The organism is Micromonospora sp. LOL_024 (assembly GCF_048060415.1).
Taxonomy (GTDB): Bacteria; Actinomycetota; Actinomycetes; order Mycobacteriales; family Micromonosporaceae; genus Micromonospora.
On the sequence record NZ_JBHMIS010000020.1, the window covers coordinates 1 to 15,580 of the forward strand.

Sequence of the window (15,580 nt, forward strand, 5' to 3'; positions counted from 1 at the left end):
GCTGACCTGGGGTCGCGCCGCCGTCGGCCGGACCCTCGGCACCGCCGTCGGCACCACCGTCGTGCTGACCTGGGGTCGCGCCGCCGTCGGCCGGACCCTCGGCACCGCCGTCGGCACCACCGTCCTGCTGGCCCGCAGAGGCCCCACCGTCGGCCGGACCCTCGGCACCGCCGCCGCTGGCGGTCTGCATGTCGTCGTCGTTGAGTGGCATCGTGCTCCCTCGGATGGACCCGCCCCCGCCGCCGTTGGTGGGGTGCGTCGTGCCGCGGGTGGTACCCCGCGCTCGAACTTCTCTAACCACACCTCGTTCCACCGTAAACGCCCTGACGTCCGGGCATGACCGGTTCACCGCACCGGCGTCCGCTCCCGGCCGATGGCCGGATGGATGCCGGGCCACCTGGGGCGCGGACTCTCTCTCCCCCCGGCCCGCACCACGGCGGGCCGTCAGGGCATGATCCGGGCGAGGTCGGCGGGCATGGTGGTCTTCACGTCGTCCCACTCGCCCTGGGTGATGTGCCGGCGCAGGACGTCCAGCACCACCCGCACGATCCGTTCCGGCCCGCCCGCCACGTCGTACGGGAAGCCCTGGCGGACCTCGTAGAGGAAGTCGTCGCGGTTCAGTTTGATGGGCACGTCCTGCGGCTGCCAGCCCTCGAAGTAGATGCCCCGCACCACCATCGGCAGCTGGGCGGAGAACTCCACGCTCTCCTGAACCGGCATCCGGTCGCGCAGCAGGTGCAGCACTGTACGCAGGGCCGCGTACGACTGGTTGCGCTGCGCCTTCGGCCACCCGTACGCCTGCTCGATGTCCTTCAGGATCAGGTTGGTCTTGTCCATCGAGGATTCAATCGCGGACTGCACCTGATCAGCCATGTGTCCACCCCCGTGCGTCGGTCTCCCACCGTCGGTCGTCGTGCCGTCGCGGCGGACCCGGCGGTTCGCGCCGGGACCGGATCGGACTGGCCTGCCCGGCACGGCTTACCCGCCGGGCCGCCCCGGACACCCCGACGACGTGCAGCACCGCGTGCTGGCGCCAGTGCGGTACCAACCGATCCGTCATCGCCAACCACCTCCGTGGTGTCGGGTCCCCGGCACGGTCGACAGATCCCGGGGAGGCGGTGCCCACGCTGATCTCACCCATGGATGACGTCCACCGCGTCCCGGACCGGCCGGCAACCGCTGCCGCTCAACTTGCCCGGCGTTCGCGGGTCTGCTTGCAGGTCACGCAGGTGGTGGCCGACGGGAAGATCTCCAGGCGTTCCACCGGGATGGGTGCGGTGCAGCCCTCGCAGAATCCGTACGTGCCATCCGCGAGCCGGGCCAGGGCGTGCTCGTACTGGGCGCGGCGGTCCAGGATGGTGCGCAGCAGCGACTGCGCGGTGTCCCGCTCGGCGGTCTTGGTGCCGCTGTCGGCCTGGTCGTCACCGGCGGTGTCGCCGACCTCCACCAGCCTCAGCACCTGGCTCTGCTGCACCGCCTGCTCGTACTCCGCGGTCAGCTCCTCGTGCCGGGCCTGCAGGGAGACCCTGATCTGGTCGGTCTCCGCCTGGGATCGGCCGGTGCCGACCGTGTCGTGGACGAGCATCGCTGCCTGCCTTTCCTGGGCTGCTGAGTCGTCGGGCGGGGTGTGTCCCACCGCGACATTCCGCCCAGGTGATCGCACCGGGGCGCTGTGAGCCCCGCGAGTACCCAGGTCGTCCGGAGGTCAAACCGCCTCGTCCAGGCTTTCGACGAGCGCCGGGTGACGCGGATCGTCGACCCGCACCACCACGTCGGCGAAGCCCGCCGGGACGACCTCGGCGGCGTACCGGTCGAACGCCGGCAGCGTCCACGCCAGGTCGGGTTCGGTGCGCCGACCGAGGGCGGCGGCCGACATCTCCAGGTGTACGACGACATCGAACGGCAACCCGCCGCCGAGCAGAAACGGGCCGCTGACCAGTACCAACCCGACTGGTGGCAGGTCGACGTACCCGGCCCGGCTGGCCCGGTCGGCCTGGACGTCCCAGAGCGACCTCAGCAGGCGGCCGGACCCGCCCGGCCCTGCCGGATCCAACACCTCGCGGCGCAGACCGGCCTCGTCGACCCAGCCCTCGTAGTACGCGTCCGGGTTGGTGCGCCCCCGCTCCAGGCGCACTGAGGCGGGCCGGAGGAAGTCCTCGGCCCGTACGTGCAGCGCCGGTCGGCCGAGGGCGCGCAGCGGGTCGACCAGGGCGGCGGCCAGTTGGTCGGGACGGGCGGCGGGCGCCCCGTCCACCGCGACCCGCAGCCGTCCGGCGGTTGCCCCCTGGCCGGCCGCGTCACGTCGCCCTCCGGCAGCCGGGCGACCGGCCGGCCCGATGGCGGCCAGACGCTCGGTCAGCTCGGCGACGAGGAGCTGTGGTGAAATGGGACGCACGCGCATCCGACCATGGTGCCCGGTCACCGCGGGACATCACTCGGGACCGGCCATCGCCGTGCGGCGGCAGCGCCCGGCAGGCGGTCAGCCGACCTGGTCGAGAGTCACCCGGGCGTCGTCGGCCAACCGGTAGCCGACCCCGTAGACGGTGGTGACCAGTGGGACGTCTACGCCGACCTTGCCGCGCAGCCGTCGGACGTGCACGTCCACCGTACGTACGCCGGCGTGCTCGTAGCCCCAGACGGCGTTGAGTAGTTGGAGCCGGGTGAAGACCCGCCGGGGGTTCGCCACCAGGTGCAGCAGCAGGTCGAACTCCAGCCGGGTCAGTGGCAGCGGCTCACTGTCGCGAAGCACCGACCGGGACGAGGCCAGAATCTGCAGGGCGGGGATCGTCGGGGTGAGCTGACGCGACGGCGTACGCCCAGTCGGGACGGTCTCGGTGCGCCGCTCCGGCACGACCGGGCCGGCGGTGATGGTGCCCTCGCCCCGCTCCAGCATCTCCCGGGCCGCCTCCAGCAACCGTCGCGCGGCCGGCGTCAGCGACTCCTCACAGGCCAGCGGGATGGACAGGGTGACCGTGAGCACCGCAGCGGCGGTGTTGGTGGGGCGGCGCTGGCCGCCTGGAGGCCGGCCGGGGACCACGGGTTGGGACGTATGCCATCCGGCGCGCGACGAAGCGGGGCTGACCGACATGGTCCTCCTTGGCTGGTCCGGGTTTTCCCCCACGGCCGCGGGACGCCGCCTCATCGATGCTTCCCGGCGCCCGTGCGAGGGTCAAGAGGCGACCGCGTTGCATGAATGTGACAATTGACCGACACATCGGAGGCGACCGCTCGCTCTGCGTACGAGGCAAGATGATTCAAGCAGAGTCGGAGAGATGACCTGATACGGGGGTCACCGTCGCGTCTCGCGTTTACTCGCCGGGCGTGCCCGCACCCGGCCCGACATCGGCTGATCACGCTCCCCGACCCACGCCGTCACGCGGACGGACCGCCGAGGGCAGGGGCCCGAGATGACCAGAAAGGCACCCGACGAGCCACCGTAGAGGGAAAGGCTCACAGGCCTGACCAGTTGTCCTGGATGCTGGGACGACGAGATCGTCCGGCCGGCCGCGAGCGGCAGCCCGACGGCGACTAGCCTGTACCGGTGAGCGATGAACTCGACCCCGAGACCCTGGAGTTCGCGCACCGGATGTTCGACCTGGCGCGCGACGGCGCGGGCGCGGAACTGGCCGGGTACGTCGACGCGGGGCTGCCGGTCAACCTGACCAACGAGAAGGGCGACAGCCTGCTGATCCTGGCGGCGTACCACGCCCATCCGGACACCGTCGTCGCGCTGCTGTCCCGTGGGGCCGACCACTCGCGCGCCAACGACCGGGGACAGACCGCGCTGGCCGCGGCGGTGTTCCGCAAGAACTCCGAGGCGGTACGCGCGCTGCTCGACGCAGGCGCAGACCCCCACGGCGGCAGCCCCTCCGCGGTCGAGACCGCGGAGTTCTTCGACCTGCCGGAGATGCTCGCCCTGCTGCGCCCCTCCTGAACGTCGCCTACCGCACAGCCTCGATGAGGAACCGCCGGGCATGCGCCACGAAGGGGCCGTCGGCCCGGATGCGCTCGTGCAGGCGGGCCAGCGCCGGCCGGTGCGCGGCCACGGTGAAGCCGGGCACCGTCCACACCACCTTACGCAGGAACCACACCACCGCACCGATGTCGTGGAACACGGTCCGCAGCGTCGCCTCACGCAGCTCCACCACGGCCAGGCCAGCCCTCCGGGCGGCGGCCACCGCCTGCTCCGGATGCCGAAGCGCCGGCGGCGGCAACGGACCGAGGATCGCCTCGCTCAGTTCGCGTACCGTCCCCGGGCCGATCTGCTGGGACAGGAACGTGCCGCCCGGACGCAGCACCCGGGCCACCTCCGGCCAGTCGGTTCGCACCGGATGCCGGCTGACCACCAGGTCGAAGGTGGCGTCGCGGAACGGCAGTGGCGCGTCGGCGGTCACCGCCACCACGCTCGCCCCGAGCGGACGCAGGTTGCTCCGGGCCACCGGCACGTTCGGCGGCCACGCCTCGGTCGCGGCCAGCAAGCGGGGCGGGTCGGGCACCTCGCCGAGGACCTCTCCCCCGCCGGTGTCGATGTCCAGCGCCGCGGCGACGGTGGCCATCCGCGCCGCCACCAGACGGGCGTACCCCCAGGGCGGGCGCTCCTCGGTGGCCCGCCCACCGAGCCAGTCGAACGCCAGCCCGTCACCGGCGCCGCCGCACCGTCGGCGACCAGCGCCTCGAAGATAGCGTCCTGTACCACCGGGGCAGTGTGCCGAGTCGGCATCGCCTCGGCAACGTGTTTCGCCGTGCCACCGCGCCGTGCCCGCCCGACGCGAATGCCCACCGCCCACGCCAGCCCAGGTGGCGCGTCAAGAAGGGGACCTTCCTAGCGTTAGAAGGGGGCCCCTCCTTGCGTCAGGCGCGCCGGTGGAGGGCGGTGGGTGGCCTCGACGCGGCCCGTGTCGAAGTGGCGGATCAGCCGCGCGCCGAGCCGTACGCCCACCCCGCCGACAGCCAGCGCGAGCAGTTCGGTGGCCAGCAGCGCAGCGGTCGCGCCGCGGTGCGGCGCGTCGGCCCGGATCAGGCAGGAGAGCAGGAACAGCCCGGCCATGCCGGCGTTGACGAGGTTGAAGGTGATCGCGGTACGGCGGGTAGTGTCCGGCGGCACGTCCCACAGGTCGACCATTCCGGCGACCGCGGTCAACGCCGCCGCCACCAGGGCGGCCACCGCCGTCCAATAGCCGACCTCGCCCAGCAGGACCGGGCCGCCGGCCACGTCGGCGAGGTCGAAGATGACGGCGCAGACGAAGAGTCCGAACGGGAACGTCACGAGCATGGGTTGGATCGCTTGGCCCTGCACCCGTAGCCGGCTCTGCATCGTGGTCCCCCTGGGATCGGTTCAGCCCACCAGTCCAGGGTGCTACCCGGGCGCCACCCGGGCGAAACGAGCCGGCCGCGTCAGTTGTCCCGGGGCCGGGAGACCGTGCTGACCAACCGTTCTGCCACCTCGCGAAGCGGGATCGACAGCGACGACGCCGCGCTGCGCAGCACGTCGAGAGCGTCGGAGGGCGGACAGCCGCGCTGGGTCATGATGACACCGACGGCCTGGCCGATCACACCGTCGCCGAGCAGCGCCGCGTCCTGCGCACCGGTCAGCGCGGCGCGTCTCTCCCGGTCGCGTACCGCCGCCAGCAGCAGGCCGGCGTGTTCGGCCAGCAGCATCGCGGTCAACTGGTGGCCGGGGGTCAGCACGTCGGATTCGCCGGCGTAGAGGTTCACGGCGCCGATCACCTGGTCGTCGATGTCGACCGGCGCGGAGATCACTCCGCGTACTCCCAACTGGCCGGCCCGGGGTGTCCAGTCCGGCCAGCGTGCCTCGCCGGCCAGGCACTCCGCGCCCACCATCTCCCGGCGCCGAATCGCCTCCATCGCCGGGGTGTCCTGGCCGTACCGCAGGTCGTCCAGACCGCCGAGACGAAGGTCGGAGGCGGCCACCCCGGCGGGCTCGCCGGCCCGCAGGGCGGTGAATCCGCACCAGCTCACCCCGACGAGAGCGTCGCGGGTGATCCGCACCAACGCGGCCAGCGCCTCGTCGAAGTCGTCGACGGCGATCAGGCCGGCGGTCAACTCACGCAGCAGGGCCGCCGTCTCCAGTACGCCTAGACTCTCCACCTGCGGTGGGCTGGTCTCCAGGTTCACCGCTGGCCTCCAACCCACGCACGCCCGGCCAGCGTCGTCACCTGTCTCCTCCTCGGCTGGGCCGCTGCCCTCGACAGCACAGAACTCCCGACATCACAGACCCGGCCTACTACCCATCCCGGCAACGGTCGAAACGGTGCAAATTGGGCCCCTCCCAGGGTACAGGTGCCGCCGGCACGGGGGCCGCCCGGCTCAACTGCCGCCGCTGAGGCGCCGCCCGACAGAGGCGATCAGCCGGTCCAGCTCGGAACCGAACGGGTTGTCGTGCACCAGGTACGTCCAGGTGGCGCTCGGCCGGACCAGCTCGGCCTCGTCCGGCTCCCAGTCCTCGTCGAACTCGGTCTCCGTGAAGGTCGCCAGGGTCCGCGCCTCGATCTCCGGGACCAGGTCGGTGAACGCCGGCACCGCGGCCCGGTGGAACTCGTCGAGCGGATCGAGCCGCCCCAGCGCCCGCAGGTGCACGCCCTCACGGACCTCCGACAGCTCGGCCAGGTGCGACGCCCACAGCCGGTCGAGGTGGTAGAGCGCGATCGACCGGCCCGCCCGGGCCAGCAGGTCCTCGTCCATGTCGCCGGCCTTCTCGGGCATCTTGTCGAGCAGCATCAGCGCGGCCACGTCACTGGTCAGCAGCCGCTCCCGGCGTTCGGCGAGCGCCTTGCGCTGCTGTTCGGTCACCACGCTGTAGCGCCAGGTGTTGCGGTGGATCTCGTGGTTGACGCCCTCCGCGACCCGCTGGGCGTGCTCGACGGCGAAGTCGACCTGCTCGTCGGTGACCAGACCGTCGGCGTTCATCCGGGGCGACGGCGGCACGGCGTCGCCGGCGTGCCGGACCACGAGGTCGTCCTCCAGGCTGACGAAGAAGACCGACCCGCCCGGGTCGCCCTGCCGGCCGGCCCGGCCGCGCAACTGGTCGTCGACGCGGCGGCTGTCGTGCCGACCGCCGCCGATCACGTAAAGGCCACCCAGCTCGGCCACCTGCTCCCGGTCGGCCTGGTCGCTGCCACCGAGGCGGATGTCGACGCCCCGGCCGGCCATCTGGGTGGAGACGGTCACCGCGCCGTGGGCGCCGGCCTCGGCGATGATCGCCGCCTCCTCGTCGTCGTTCTTGGCGTTGAGCACCACGCACGCCACCCCGGCGGCGTTGAGCCCGGCCGCCAGCTGCTCGGACTCCTTGACGTCCAGCGTGCCGACCAGCACCGGCCGCCCGTCGGCGTGGCAGCGCCTGATCTCGTCGATCAGCGCCTCCTCCTTCTCCGCGCGGGTGGCGTAGATGCGGTCCGGCTCGTCCACCCGCACGCACGGGGTGTTCGGCGGGATCACCGCGACCTCCAGGCCGAAGAACTCACGCAGCTGATCGCCGACGAGCACCGCCGTGGCGGTCATGCCGCACAACTTCGGATAGAGACCGATGTACGCCTGCACGGCGATGGTGCCGAGCACCTCACCCTCGGCGGTGGCGTCCAGACCCTCCTTCGCCTCGACCGCCGCTTGCAGCCCGTCGGGCCAGCGGCGGCGCTGGGCGACCCGGCCGCGCATCTCGTCGATCAGCTCGACCGAGCCGTCCCGGACGATGTAGTCCACGTCCCGGTGCAGCAGGGCGTGCGCGTGCAGCGCCACGTTCACCGCCGAGAGCTGCTCGACGTTCTCCTCGTCGTACAGGTCGATGCCGAGCTTGGCCTCGACGGCGGCCAGGCCGGCCGAGGTGAACGCCACGCTGCGGCCGTCGTCGGCGACCGTGTAGTGCCGGCCCTTGCGCAGGCCGCGCACCAGCGCGGCGGCGGCGTGCACCGGGTCCTGTTCGCCCGGCACCGAGCCGGCGAGCACCATCGGCACCCGGGCCTCGTCGATCAGGATCGAGTCGGCCTCGTCGACGATGGCGGTCCGCAGGGGGCGCTGCACCCGGTCCTCGACGTCGGTGACCAGCTGGTCGCGCAGGAAGTCGAAGCCGGCCTCGCTGACCGAGACGTAGGTCACGTCGCAGGTGTACGCGGCACGCCGCTCGATCGGCGTGGACGCCTCGTTGACCCAGCCTACGGTGAGCCCGAGCAGGGTGTAGATCGGCTCCATCCACCGGGCGTCGCGACGCGCCAGATAGTCGTTGACGGTGAGCACGTGCACCGGCCCGTTGCCGAGCCGGACGTGCCCGTACGCGGCGATCACCGCGGTGAGCGTCTTGCCCTCACCGGTGGCCATCTCGGCGACCTTGCCGGAGAGCAGCGACATCGCGCCGAGCAGCTGGACGTCGTATGGCCGCTGGTCGATGCCGCGGCGGGCGGCCTCGCGGCCGAGCGCGCAGATCTCCTCGTAGCTCGACGCCCCGGCCGCCGCCTCGGTGAGCTCGGCGTCGTCGAACGCCGAGAACTCCTCCTCGCGCGCGTCGATTGCCGGTAGCAGCTTCTCCAGCGGGGCCAGGTCAACCGTGGTCCCCGGGCGCTGGAGGAACCGGCGGAGTCTGGTCTTCATCCGTTGCGACACACCCATGGACGGCAACGGTACGCGACCGGACCGATCTTGAACGTCCCACCCAGCCACGTTTCGACGTGCCCAATTCTACGCGCACATGGACTTTCCGCCCGGACAGAAGTGATGGTCGACACCTGGCGGTGGCCAGCAGTGCAAGATCGCGGAGGCAGGGTGGCCGCTCGGCCGCAATCAAACCTTCATCACCCGGGAACGTGACCGGAGCACGGCGGTGATCAAGCTGGGAGGACGGATCCGGTTAGCGTGCGGGGGGCTGGGAAATCTTCTTCCGGTCTTCCCGCCGACGAGGGGGTGTCTGTGCGCAACGACGAATCTCTGGTCTCGCCAGTGGTGGAGGCCTGGGCCACCTACCGGACCACCTCGGCGGCCGACTGGCCGACGCGGCGGTTGCTGGACGCCAAGGGAGACAGCCGGGTCAGCGTGGTGCTGCCGGCACGCGACGAGGAGGCGACCGTCGGCGCGATCGTGTCGACCATCCGCGAGCACCTGATGGACCGGGTGTCGCTGGTCGACGAGCTGATCGTGGTCGACTCGCGGTCCACCGACCGCACCGCGGCGGTGGCCCGGGCCGCCGGCGCGGAGGTGGTCAGCCAGGACGCCATGACCCGTGGCCTGCCCCGGCTGACCGGCAAGGGCGACGCGCTCTGGGCCGGACTGGCCGCGGCGGAGGGCGACGTGGTCGCGTTCGTCGACGCCGACCTGCGGGAGTTCCGGCCCCACTTCGTCACCGGGCTGCTCGGTCCGCTGCTCACCGACCCGTCGGTCGACTTCGTCAAGGGCTTCTACCACCGCCCGTTGGTCAACGCGAGCGGCGTGGAGGCCGACGGTGGTGGCCGGGTGACGGAGCTGATGGCACGGCCGATGCTGAACCTGTTCTGGCCGGAACTGGCCGGTTTCGTGCAGCCGCTGGCCGGTGAGTACGCCGGTCGCCGTGACGTGCTGGCGCGGGTGCCGTTCGTCTCCGGCTACGGCGTGGAGACCGCCATGCTGATCGACCTGCTCGAACTCGTCGGGCTGGACGCGCTGGCGCAGGTGGATCTGGGTGAGCGCAAGCACCGGCACCAGGACACCGCCGCGCTGGGCCGGATGTCCGCCCAGATCATGCTCACCGCCTGGTCCCGGTTGCAGCAGCGGGGCTGGGCGAACCCGGACGTGCTGCCCACCTCGCTGCTGACCCAGTTCCGGCGGGGCGGCTCCGAGGCGCTGCCGAACCTGGATCGGGAGATCGTGGTCAGCGACGTTGCGATAGAGGAGCGACCACCACTGGCGCAGCTGCGCGACCGGGTGCCCCGCCGCCGGGTCGCCGCAGCCTGACGGCCGGTGCGGATCAGCCACCGGACCGTCGAGGGGCTACGGCGGGATGCGTTCACCACCTAGCCCTGCACGAGCAGTCACGGCACCTCGGCACCACGTCCAGGTCGAGGGCGGTCTGAGGGTCGGCGTCGTCACTGTGCGTTTCGGCGGGTACCGGGCCGGGTACCAGGCAGGCTCTGCGAGCTGGCGAGATGAGGTGGCGATGGGCAGCCGGATCACCTGCCGCGTTTACGACGGGTCGCCTGTCACCGTCGTGCACCTGGCCGGCACCCTCGACATGACCACCATGCGCCAGGTGTACGACGTGTTGGAGCGCTGCCTGGACCGCCAGCCCGACTCACTGGTGGTGGACCTGGCCGCGCTGGCCGTCCGGGACGAGTTGGCGCTGTCGGTCTTCGTGGCCGCGGCACGCCGCGCCACCGACTGGCCGGTGGTGCCGATGGTGCTCTGCGCGCCGCACCCGCAGGCCGCCGCCCAACTGGCCGCGTCGACCGCCTGCCGGGTGGTGCCGGTGCGCGAGACCTGCGCGGAGGCGACCCGGTTCGCGGGCGCGTCCGCCGCGCCCCGGCTGCGGATCCGCCTGGAGCCGGCGGCCACGGCCTGCCGGCGGGCCCGCGAACTGGTCGCCGACGCCTGCAAGCGGTGGAACCTGCCCGAGGCGGTCGGACCAGCCTCGGTCGTTCTCAGCGAGCTGGTTGGCAACGTGGTCCGGCACGCCGGCACCCCGATGCAGGTCACGGTGACCCTGCGGCGGCCGTGGCTGTACCTGACAGTGGTCGACGGCAGCTGCGCGGCGGCGGAGCCGAGCCAGGCCGGGCAGCGGGACGAGGGCGGCCGCGGGTTGCTGCTGGTACGCGAGCTGGCCGACCGCTGGGGCAGTGTGCCGGCCGGCGACGGAAAGGCCGTCTGGGCAACACTACCGGCGAATTGACCGAAATTACCCCTCTCGCCTGGTTACATGGTTGACGGTGCGGGTAGCCACGCCCGTCCTTTCTGTCGTCAGCAAAGTGAGAGCGCATGCCCAAGCGGGTGACCACCGACCCTGGACAGGACCGAGGACCGGCGATTCTCGCCCCGGCCCGGTTCGGCGGCTATCCCGGGCCGCTGCGCAAGCCGGTCCCCGGCGCCTCGCTGGTCAGGTTCCTGGCCACCACCGACCACAAGCAGATCGGCCTGCTCTACCTGCTGACCTCGTTCGGCTTCTTCGTGCTGGGCGGGATCGAGGCGATGTTGATGCGCGCCGAGCTGGCCCGGCCCGGCCTGCAACTGGTCTCACCGGAGCAGTACAACCAGCTGTTCACGTCGCACGGCGCGGTGATGCTGCTGCTGTTCGCCACCCCGGCGGCGTTCGGCTTCGCCAACTACATCGTGCCGATCCAGATCGGCGCCCCGGACGTGTCGTTCCCCCGGCTGAACGCCCTGGCCTACTGGCTCTACCTGTTCGGCGGCCTGATGGTCGTCGGCGGCTTCCTCACCCCGCAGGGCTCGGCCGACTTCGGCTGGACCGCGTACACGCCGCTGAGCACCGTGGAGCACTCCCCCGGCATCGGCGCGAACATGTGGGTGATCGGCCTCGTCGTCTCCGGTCTGGGCACCATCCTCGGCGCGGTCAACCTGATCACCACGATCCTGACCCTGCGTGCCCCGGGCCTGACCATGTTCCGGATGCCCATCTTCACCTGGAACATGCTGTTCACCAGCGTGCTGGTGATCCTGGTCTTCCCGCTGCTGGCCGCCGCGCTGCTGGCGCTGAGCGCCGACCGGCTGCTCGACGCGCAGGTGTTCAACCCCGACACCGGCGGACCGATGCTCTGGCAGCATCTGTTCTGGTTCTTCGGCCACCCCGAGGTCTACATCATCGCGCTGCCGTTCTTCGGCATCATCACCGAGATCATCCCGGTCTTCTCCCGCAAACCGATCTTCGGCTACACCGGCCTGGTGCTGGCCACCATCGCGATCACCGTGCTGTCGATGGCCGTCTGGGCGCACCACATGTTCGCCACCGGCCAGGTCCTGCTGCCCTTCTTCAGCATCCTCAGCTACCTGATCGCCGTACCCACCGGGGTCAAGTTCTTCAACTGGATCGGCACCCTGTGGAAGGGGCAACTGACCTTCGAGACGCCGATGCTGTTCGCCGTCGGCTTCCTGGTCACCTTCCTGCTCGGTGGGCTCACCGGCGTGCTGCTGGCCAGCCCGCCGGCCGACTGGCACACCCACGACAGCTACTTCGTGGTGGCCCACTTCCACTACGTGGTCTTCGGCACCGTCGTCTTCGCCCTCTTCGGCGGCTTCTACTTCTGGTGGCCGAAGATGACCGGGCGGCTGCTCGACGAGCGGCTCGGCAAGCTGCACTTCTGGACCATGTTCATCGGCTTCCACGGCACCTTCCTGGTGCACCACTGGCTGGGCAGCGAGGGCATGCCCCGGCGGTACGTCGACTACCTGCCCACCGACGGGTTCACCACGCTGAACATGATTTCCAGCATCTTCTCGTTCGTGCTCGGCGCGTCCACCCTCTTCTTCATCTGGAACGCCTGGAAGTCCTGGCGGTACGGGGCACAGGTGACCGTCGACGACCCCTGGGGTTTCGGCAACTCGCTGGAGTGGGCCACGACCTGCCCGCCACCGCTGCGCAACTTCGACCGGATGCCCCGGATCCGCTCCGAACGCCCGGCCTTCGACGCCAAGTACGGCGAACTCGTCGCCGACCTCGGCCGCGACCTTCCACAACGGACCGTCAAGGCGCCACAGGAGTTCCACGAGGAACTGCGCCGTGAGCAGCACCCACCCGAGTCGCCCGCCGCCGAGGGCGCGCACGGGGCGCGGGAGGCGGTGGCGTACCACCCCGCGCCGCAGTCCGGCGCCCGGCCGGTGGAGGTGCCGGAGCCGGAGCAGATCCGCCGACCCAGCTTCGAGGAGACCGACGCGCCGGAGAACGACCCGCCCGGAAAGGACCCGCCTGGGGCCGGCGAGCGGTGGCGGCACCCCCGCGGGCACCGCGACTCCATCGACGACTGACCAGCGGCGCACGGCGGGCGGCACCGATCTGGTGCCGCCCGCTCAGTCGCCCGGCGTCTACCGCACGGGCGACCCCACCGTCCGGCTCTCCTTCGTCGTCGACTCCGATTCGGCCGGACCGTTCTGCCACGGCGGCGGGGCGTCGGCCAGCATCGCCTGGCGCAGCCAGGTCAGCGCCCGCGACAACAGCCGCGACACGTGCATCTGGGAGATGCCGAAGCGGGCCGCGATCTCGGCCTGGGTCTGGTTGCCGTAGAACCGCATGGCCAGGATTCGCCGCTCCCTCCAGGGCAGCCGGTGCAGCAGGCCGCTCACCGTCACCCGGTCGTCGACCGACTCCAGGGCGAAGTCCGACTCGCCGACCAGGTCGCCGAACTCCGCCGAACTCTCCCCACCGACCGGCGCGTTGAGCGAGGCCGGACTGTAGCCGGCGGCCGACTCCAACGCGGCGAGAATCTCCTCCTGCGGCGTGTCCAGTCGCTTCGACAACTCGGCGACCGTCGGTGCCCGGGACAGCTCACTTGTCAGCGCCGCCGTCGCCTGCCCCACCTCAAGGATCAGGTCACGCAGCCGGCGGGGCACGTGAACGCCCCAGGTGCGGTCCCGGAAGTGCCGCTTGATCTCACCCACGATGGTGATCGCCGCATACGCGGTGAACGAGCCCCGTTCCGGGTCGTACCGGTCGACGGCGTTCACCAGTCCCAGACGGGCCACCTGCTCCAGATCCTCCAACGGCTCCCCGCGCCCCCGGTAACGGCGGGCCAGCCGGCCGGCGAACGGGAGCGCGAAGCGAACCAGGTCCTCGCGCGCCTCCTGCCGACGTTCCACCGGCAGGCCCGCGATCCGTGCGGCGTACGCCAGGGCCGCCGCGTCCAGGTCCTCCAGGCCCCGATCGGTGGGTGGTGGTGTGGTCGTGGTGGTCTGTCCGAACATCCGCGCCTCCCTCAGGAAGGACCCCGCCCGGATTCGCCGACACCGGGCACGCGCGTAGGCACGCACGGGCCTGTAAGTGGGTTACATGACTGGGATGCCAGCGGGCGACGGCGCCGCACCGCGCTAGGTGATCAGCCTGTCGCAGCCGGCGGTGTTCCCGCTCCGTAGGTACTCAATCACGGGACCGCGGGTTCGCGAGGAAGTTTCGTCAGCCCGGTCTCAACAGATCAGCAGGCCGTGCCGGGTGCCGTCCTCGCGCAGCGCGGCGAGAGCGTCGGCCACCGCCAGCGGCGCCGGGCTGGGCAGGTCGTACGGCTGGGCGCGGAGCACCTCGGTGGCCCGGCGGGTGGGTACCGAGGTGACCGGGTAGCCCCGGGCCGAGGTGCGGTCCAGGGCCCGACGCCGCCGGCCGAACCCCGCGACCGCCAGCCACTGGGGCAACCCGGCAAGCGCCGGCGAGCGCACCCCCGGCGGCTCCGGCAACACGTCGACCGAGCTGAACGACTCGCTGCCGGCCAGCCACCACTCCACCTGCTCGACGCTGCGCCGGGCGGAGTTCTCGCACCAGTACGGCACCAGGCCAGCCCGGATCACCTGCCACGGATCGAGCAGCCGGCCGCATTCGACCACCAACCGGTCACCGGTCTTGCCGGCGGCCCGCAACCACCTGCGGTACAGGTCGGCGGTGGCCGCGCTGAGCACCTCCGGCGTGGGGAACAGGATCCGGTGCAGTGGATGACCACGTCGGGCGGCCCATTGCCGCACTCCGCGTTCGAAAGCGGACTCCACACCCTGCTCGGCGGCACCGGGCGAAGCGGAGATCTCCGGTGGCACCCAGTGCGCGCTGTCACCACCGGCCGAACGCAGCACCTGACGCAGTACGTGGCTGTCGGGGTGAAAGTCCACCGGGTCCAGGCCACTGGCCGGTGAGCCCACCTGGAAGCTGTGCCCGTCGGCGGCGTCCAACACCGGCCAGGTCCGCGTGTCCTCCAGCACCAGCACCGGCGTACCGGGGGCCAGCCGCTCGGTCAGGAACCTGCGGTACGCGGCCGGCATCGTCCGCCAACGGCCAGCCAGCGCCACGGTCGCGCCGGCCATCGCGCCCCGGCTGGCCGGGCAGTGCACCTGACGCAGATGCAGGTCGGGGTTGCCGGCGAGGATCCGGCCGGCCATCGCGGCACCGTGGTCCATGGCGGCCCGGGGGCGGTCCACCGCGCCCTGCGGCCAGTGTGCGGTCATCTCGAAGCCGGCGGGCAGCCACGGCATCCCGAGCGCCACCGCGAGGTGCGCGGCGCCGCCGTGCGGCGAACCGAGCAGCACACCCGGGTACCGGCGGCGCGGGTACTGGTCGACGAACCACTGGGCGACGCGGGCCGCGTCCACCTCCGCCGTCTGCCCGGCGGTCAGCGCGATCCGGCCGGCGGTGCGGATCGCGGCGGCCCGGCGGACCGGATCGGGCGTACCGGCGAAGCGGGACACCGGCCCGGCCTGCCCCAGGTCGGCGCAGTCGACGCCGCGCAGCGCGCGGGCGGTGGCCGCGAGCAGGATCCGGGCGGTGCTGCCGGGCGCCACGACCCGGTCGCCTGCCATCCCTGCGCCGGCCGCCGTGAGCCCCGGGCGCACCTTGCGCACCGGCCCGACCTTGCCTCGTTCGCTCACCACGAGGCCCGGCTTCCCGCCTCGATGCGGCTTAAACCGG

General features: G+C 71.8%; 15 protein-coding genes and 1 pseudogene. 4 read left to right on the plus strand and 12 right to left on the minus strand.

What is annotated here, in order from left to right:
* The 6 genes from ACFHWY_RS19365 to ACFHWY_RS19390 form a co-directional block, all read right to left on the minus strand.
* The coding region (locus ACFHWY_RS19365; RefSeq protein ID WP_416581626.1) for a hypothetical protein at nt 1-211 on the minus strand (211 nt) is incomplete at its 3' end.
* A gap of 233 nt (nt 212-444) precedes the next feature.
* Nucleotides 445-873 carry a DUF2267 domain-containing protein gene (locus ACFHWY_RS19370; protein ID WP_416581627.1) on the minus strand — a complete coding sequence of 143 codons (429 nt, stop codon included), beginning with the start codon at nt 871-873 and terminating at the stop codon, nt 445-447.
* A complete protein-coding gene (locus ACFHWY_RS19375; protein WP_416581628.1) occupies nt 866-1,060 on the minus strand; it encodes a hypothetical protein in 195 nt (64 codons plus the stop codon). The genes ACFHWY_RS19370 and ACFHWY_RS19375 overlap by 8 nt, the downstream gene beginning before the upstream one ends.
* 126 nt (nt 1,061-1,186) lie before the next feature.
* Nucleotides 1,187-1,585: a TraR/DksA family transcriptional regulator gene (locus ACFHWY_RS19380; protein ID WP_416581629.1), complete on the minus strand. Its 399-nt coding sequence runs from the start codon at nt 1,583-1,585 to the stop codon at nt 1,187-1,189.
* A 120-nt stretch (nt 1,586-1,705) separates the two neighbouring features.
* Complete coding sequence (locus tag ACFHWY_RS19385) at nt 1,706-2,401, minus strand: uridine kinase (protein WP_416581630.1); 696 nt, start codon at nt 2,399-2,401, stop codon at nt 1,706-1,708.
* Between the two features lie 78 nt (nt 2,402-2,479).
* The gene (locus tag ACFHWY_RS19390) at nt 2,480-3,088 is read right to left on the minus strand and encodes a winged helix-turn-helix domain-containing protein (protein WP_416581631.1); all 609 of its coding nucleotides are present in this window, start codon (nt 3,086-3,088) and stop codon (nt 2,480-2,482) included.
* Between the two features lie 453 nt (nt 3,089-3,541).
* On the opposite strand from ACFHWY_RS19390, the gene ACFHWY_RS19395 reads away from it, so the two are divergent.
* Nucleotides 3,542-3,934: an ankyrin repeat domain-containing protein gene (locus ACFHWY_RS19395; RefSeq protein ID WP_416581632.1), complete on the plus strand. Its 393-nt coding sequence runs from the start codon at nt 3,542-3,544 to the stop codon at nt 3,932-3,934.
* 7 nt (nt 3,935-3,941) lie between these two features.
* Here the strand turns inward: ACFHWY_RS19395 and ACFHWY_RS19400 are convergent.
* The 4 genes and pseudogenes from ACFHWY_RS19400 to secA2 all read right to left on the minus strand — a co-directional run bounded on the left by ACFHWY_RS19400 (nt 3,942) and on the right by secA2 (nt 8,616).
* Nucleotides 3,942-4,720 (minus strand): annotated as a pseudogene (locus ACFHWY_RS19400) (class I SAM-dependent methyltransferase).
* 108 nt (nt 4,721-4,828) lie between these two features.
* Nucleotides 4,829-5,314 (minus strand): DUF2231 domain-containing protein, encoded by a 486-nt coding sequence (locus tag ACFHWY_RS19405; protein WP_416581633.1) that lies wholly within the window; start codon nt 5,312-5,314, stop codon nt 4,829-4,831.
* Between the two features lie 80 nt (nt 5,315-5,394).
* Nucleotides 5,395-6,135, minus strand: a complete 741-nt coding sequence (locus ACFHWY_RS19410; protein ID WP_416581634.1) for a GAF and ANTAR domain-containing protein — start codon at nt 6,133-6,135, stop codon at nt 5,395-5,397.
* A 192-nt stretch (nt 6,136-6,327) separates the two neighbouring features.
* Nucleotides 6,328-8,616 (minus strand): accessory Sec system translocase SecA2, encoded by a 2,289-nt coding sequence (gene secA2, locus ACFHWY_RS19415; protein WP_416581635.1) that lies wholly within the window; start codon nt 8,614-8,616, stop codon nt 6,328-6,330.
* Nucleotides 8,617-8,946: 330 nt separating this feature from the next.
* On the opposite strand from secA2, the gene ACFHWY_RS19420 reads away from it, so the two are divergent.
* From ACFHWY_RS19420 to ctaD, 3 genes are all read left to right on the plus strand, one after another.
* Nucleotides 8,947-9,930, plus strand: a complete 984-nt coding sequence (locus ACFHWY_RS19420; protein WP_416581709.1) for a glucosyl-3-phosphoglycerate synthase — start codon at nt 8,947-8,949, stop codon at nt 9,928-9,930.
* A 202-nt stretch (nt 9,931-10,132) separates the two neighbouring features.
* Entirely contained in the window at nt 10,133-10,861 is a 729-nt protein-coding gene (locus ACFHWY_RS19425) for an ATP-binding protein (RefSeq protein ID WP_416581636.1), read from the plus strand.
* A gap of 86 nt (nt 10,862-10,947) precedes the next feature.
* Nucleotides 10,948-12,948, plus strand: coding sequence for a cytochrome c oxidase subunit I (ctaD, locus tag ACFHWY_RS19430; RefSeq protein ID WP_416581637.1), 2,001 nt, complete (start codon nt 10,948-10,950; stop codon nt 12,946-12,948).
* 57 nt (nt 12,949-13,005) lie between these two features.
* On the opposite strand, the gene ACFHWY_RS19435 is transcribed toward ctaD, so the two are convergent.
* On the minus strand, nt 13,006-13,881 hold the full coding sequence (locus ACFHWY_RS19435; RefSeq protein ID WP_416581638.1) for a SigB/SigF/SigG family RNA polymerase sigma factor: 876 nt from the start codon (nt 13,879-13,881) through the stop codon (nt 13,006-13,008).
* A gap of 219 nt (nt 13,882-14,100) precedes the next feature.
* Nucleotides 14,101-15,471, minus strand: a complete 1,371-nt coding sequence (locus tag ACFHWY_RS19440) for a hypothetical protein (protein ID WP_416581710.1) — start codon at nt 15,469-15,471, stop codon at nt 14,101-14,103.
* Nucleotides 15,472-15,580 lie beyond the last annotated feature (109 nt).

What these genes read in the sequence shown, in the direction of transcription:
- ACFHWY_RS19370 (WP_416581627.1), bottom strand. Translation starts at nt 873, where the DNA reads ATGGCTGATCAGGTGCAGTCCGCGATTGAATCCTCGATGGACAAGACC.
- ACFHWY_RS19375 (WP_416581628.1), bottom strand. Translation starts at nt 1,060, where the DNA reads ATGACGGATCGGTTGGTACCGCACTGGCGCCAGCACGCGGTGCTGCAC.
- ACFHWY_RS19380 (WP_416581629.1), bottom strand. Translation starts at nt 1,585, where the DNA reads ATGCTCGTCCACGACACGGTCGGCACCGGCCGATCCCAGGCGGAGACC.
- ACFHWY_RS19385 (WP_416581630.1), bottom strand. Translation starts at nt 2,401, where the DNA reads ATGCGCGTGCGTCCCATTTCACCACAGCTCCTCGTCGCCGAGCTGACC.
- ACFHWY_RS19390 (WP_416581631.1), bottom strand. Translation starts at nt 3,088, where the DNA reads ATGTCGGTCAGCCCCGCTTCGTCGCGCGCCGGATGGCATACGTCCCAA.
- ACFHWY_RS19405 (WP_416581633.1), bottom strand. Translation starts at nt 5,314, where the DNA reads ATGCAGAGCCGGCTACGGGTGCAGGGCCAAGCGATCCAACCCATGCTC.
- secA2 (WP_416581635.1), bottom strand. Translation starts at nt 8,616, where the DNA reads ATGGGTGTGTCGCAACGGATGAAGACCAGACTCCGCCGGTTCCTCCAG.
- ACFHWY_RS19425 (WP_416581636.1), top strand. Translation starts at nt 10,133, where the DNA reads ATGGGCAGCCGGATCACCTGCCGCGTTTACGACGGGTCGCCTGTCACC.
- ctaD (WP_416581637.1), top strand. Translation starts at nt 10,948, where the DNA reads ATGCCCAAGCGGGTGACCACCGACCCTGGACAGGACCGAGGACCGGCG.
- ACFHWY_RS19435 (WP_416581638.1), bottom strand. Translation starts at nt 13,881, where the DNA reads ATGTTCGGACAGACCACCACGACCACACCACCACCCACCGATCGGGGC.
- ACFHWY_RS19440 (WP_416581710.1), bottom strand. Translation starts at nt 15,471, where the DNA reads ATGGCAGGCGACCGGGTCGTGGCGCCCGGCAGCACCGCCCGGATCCTG.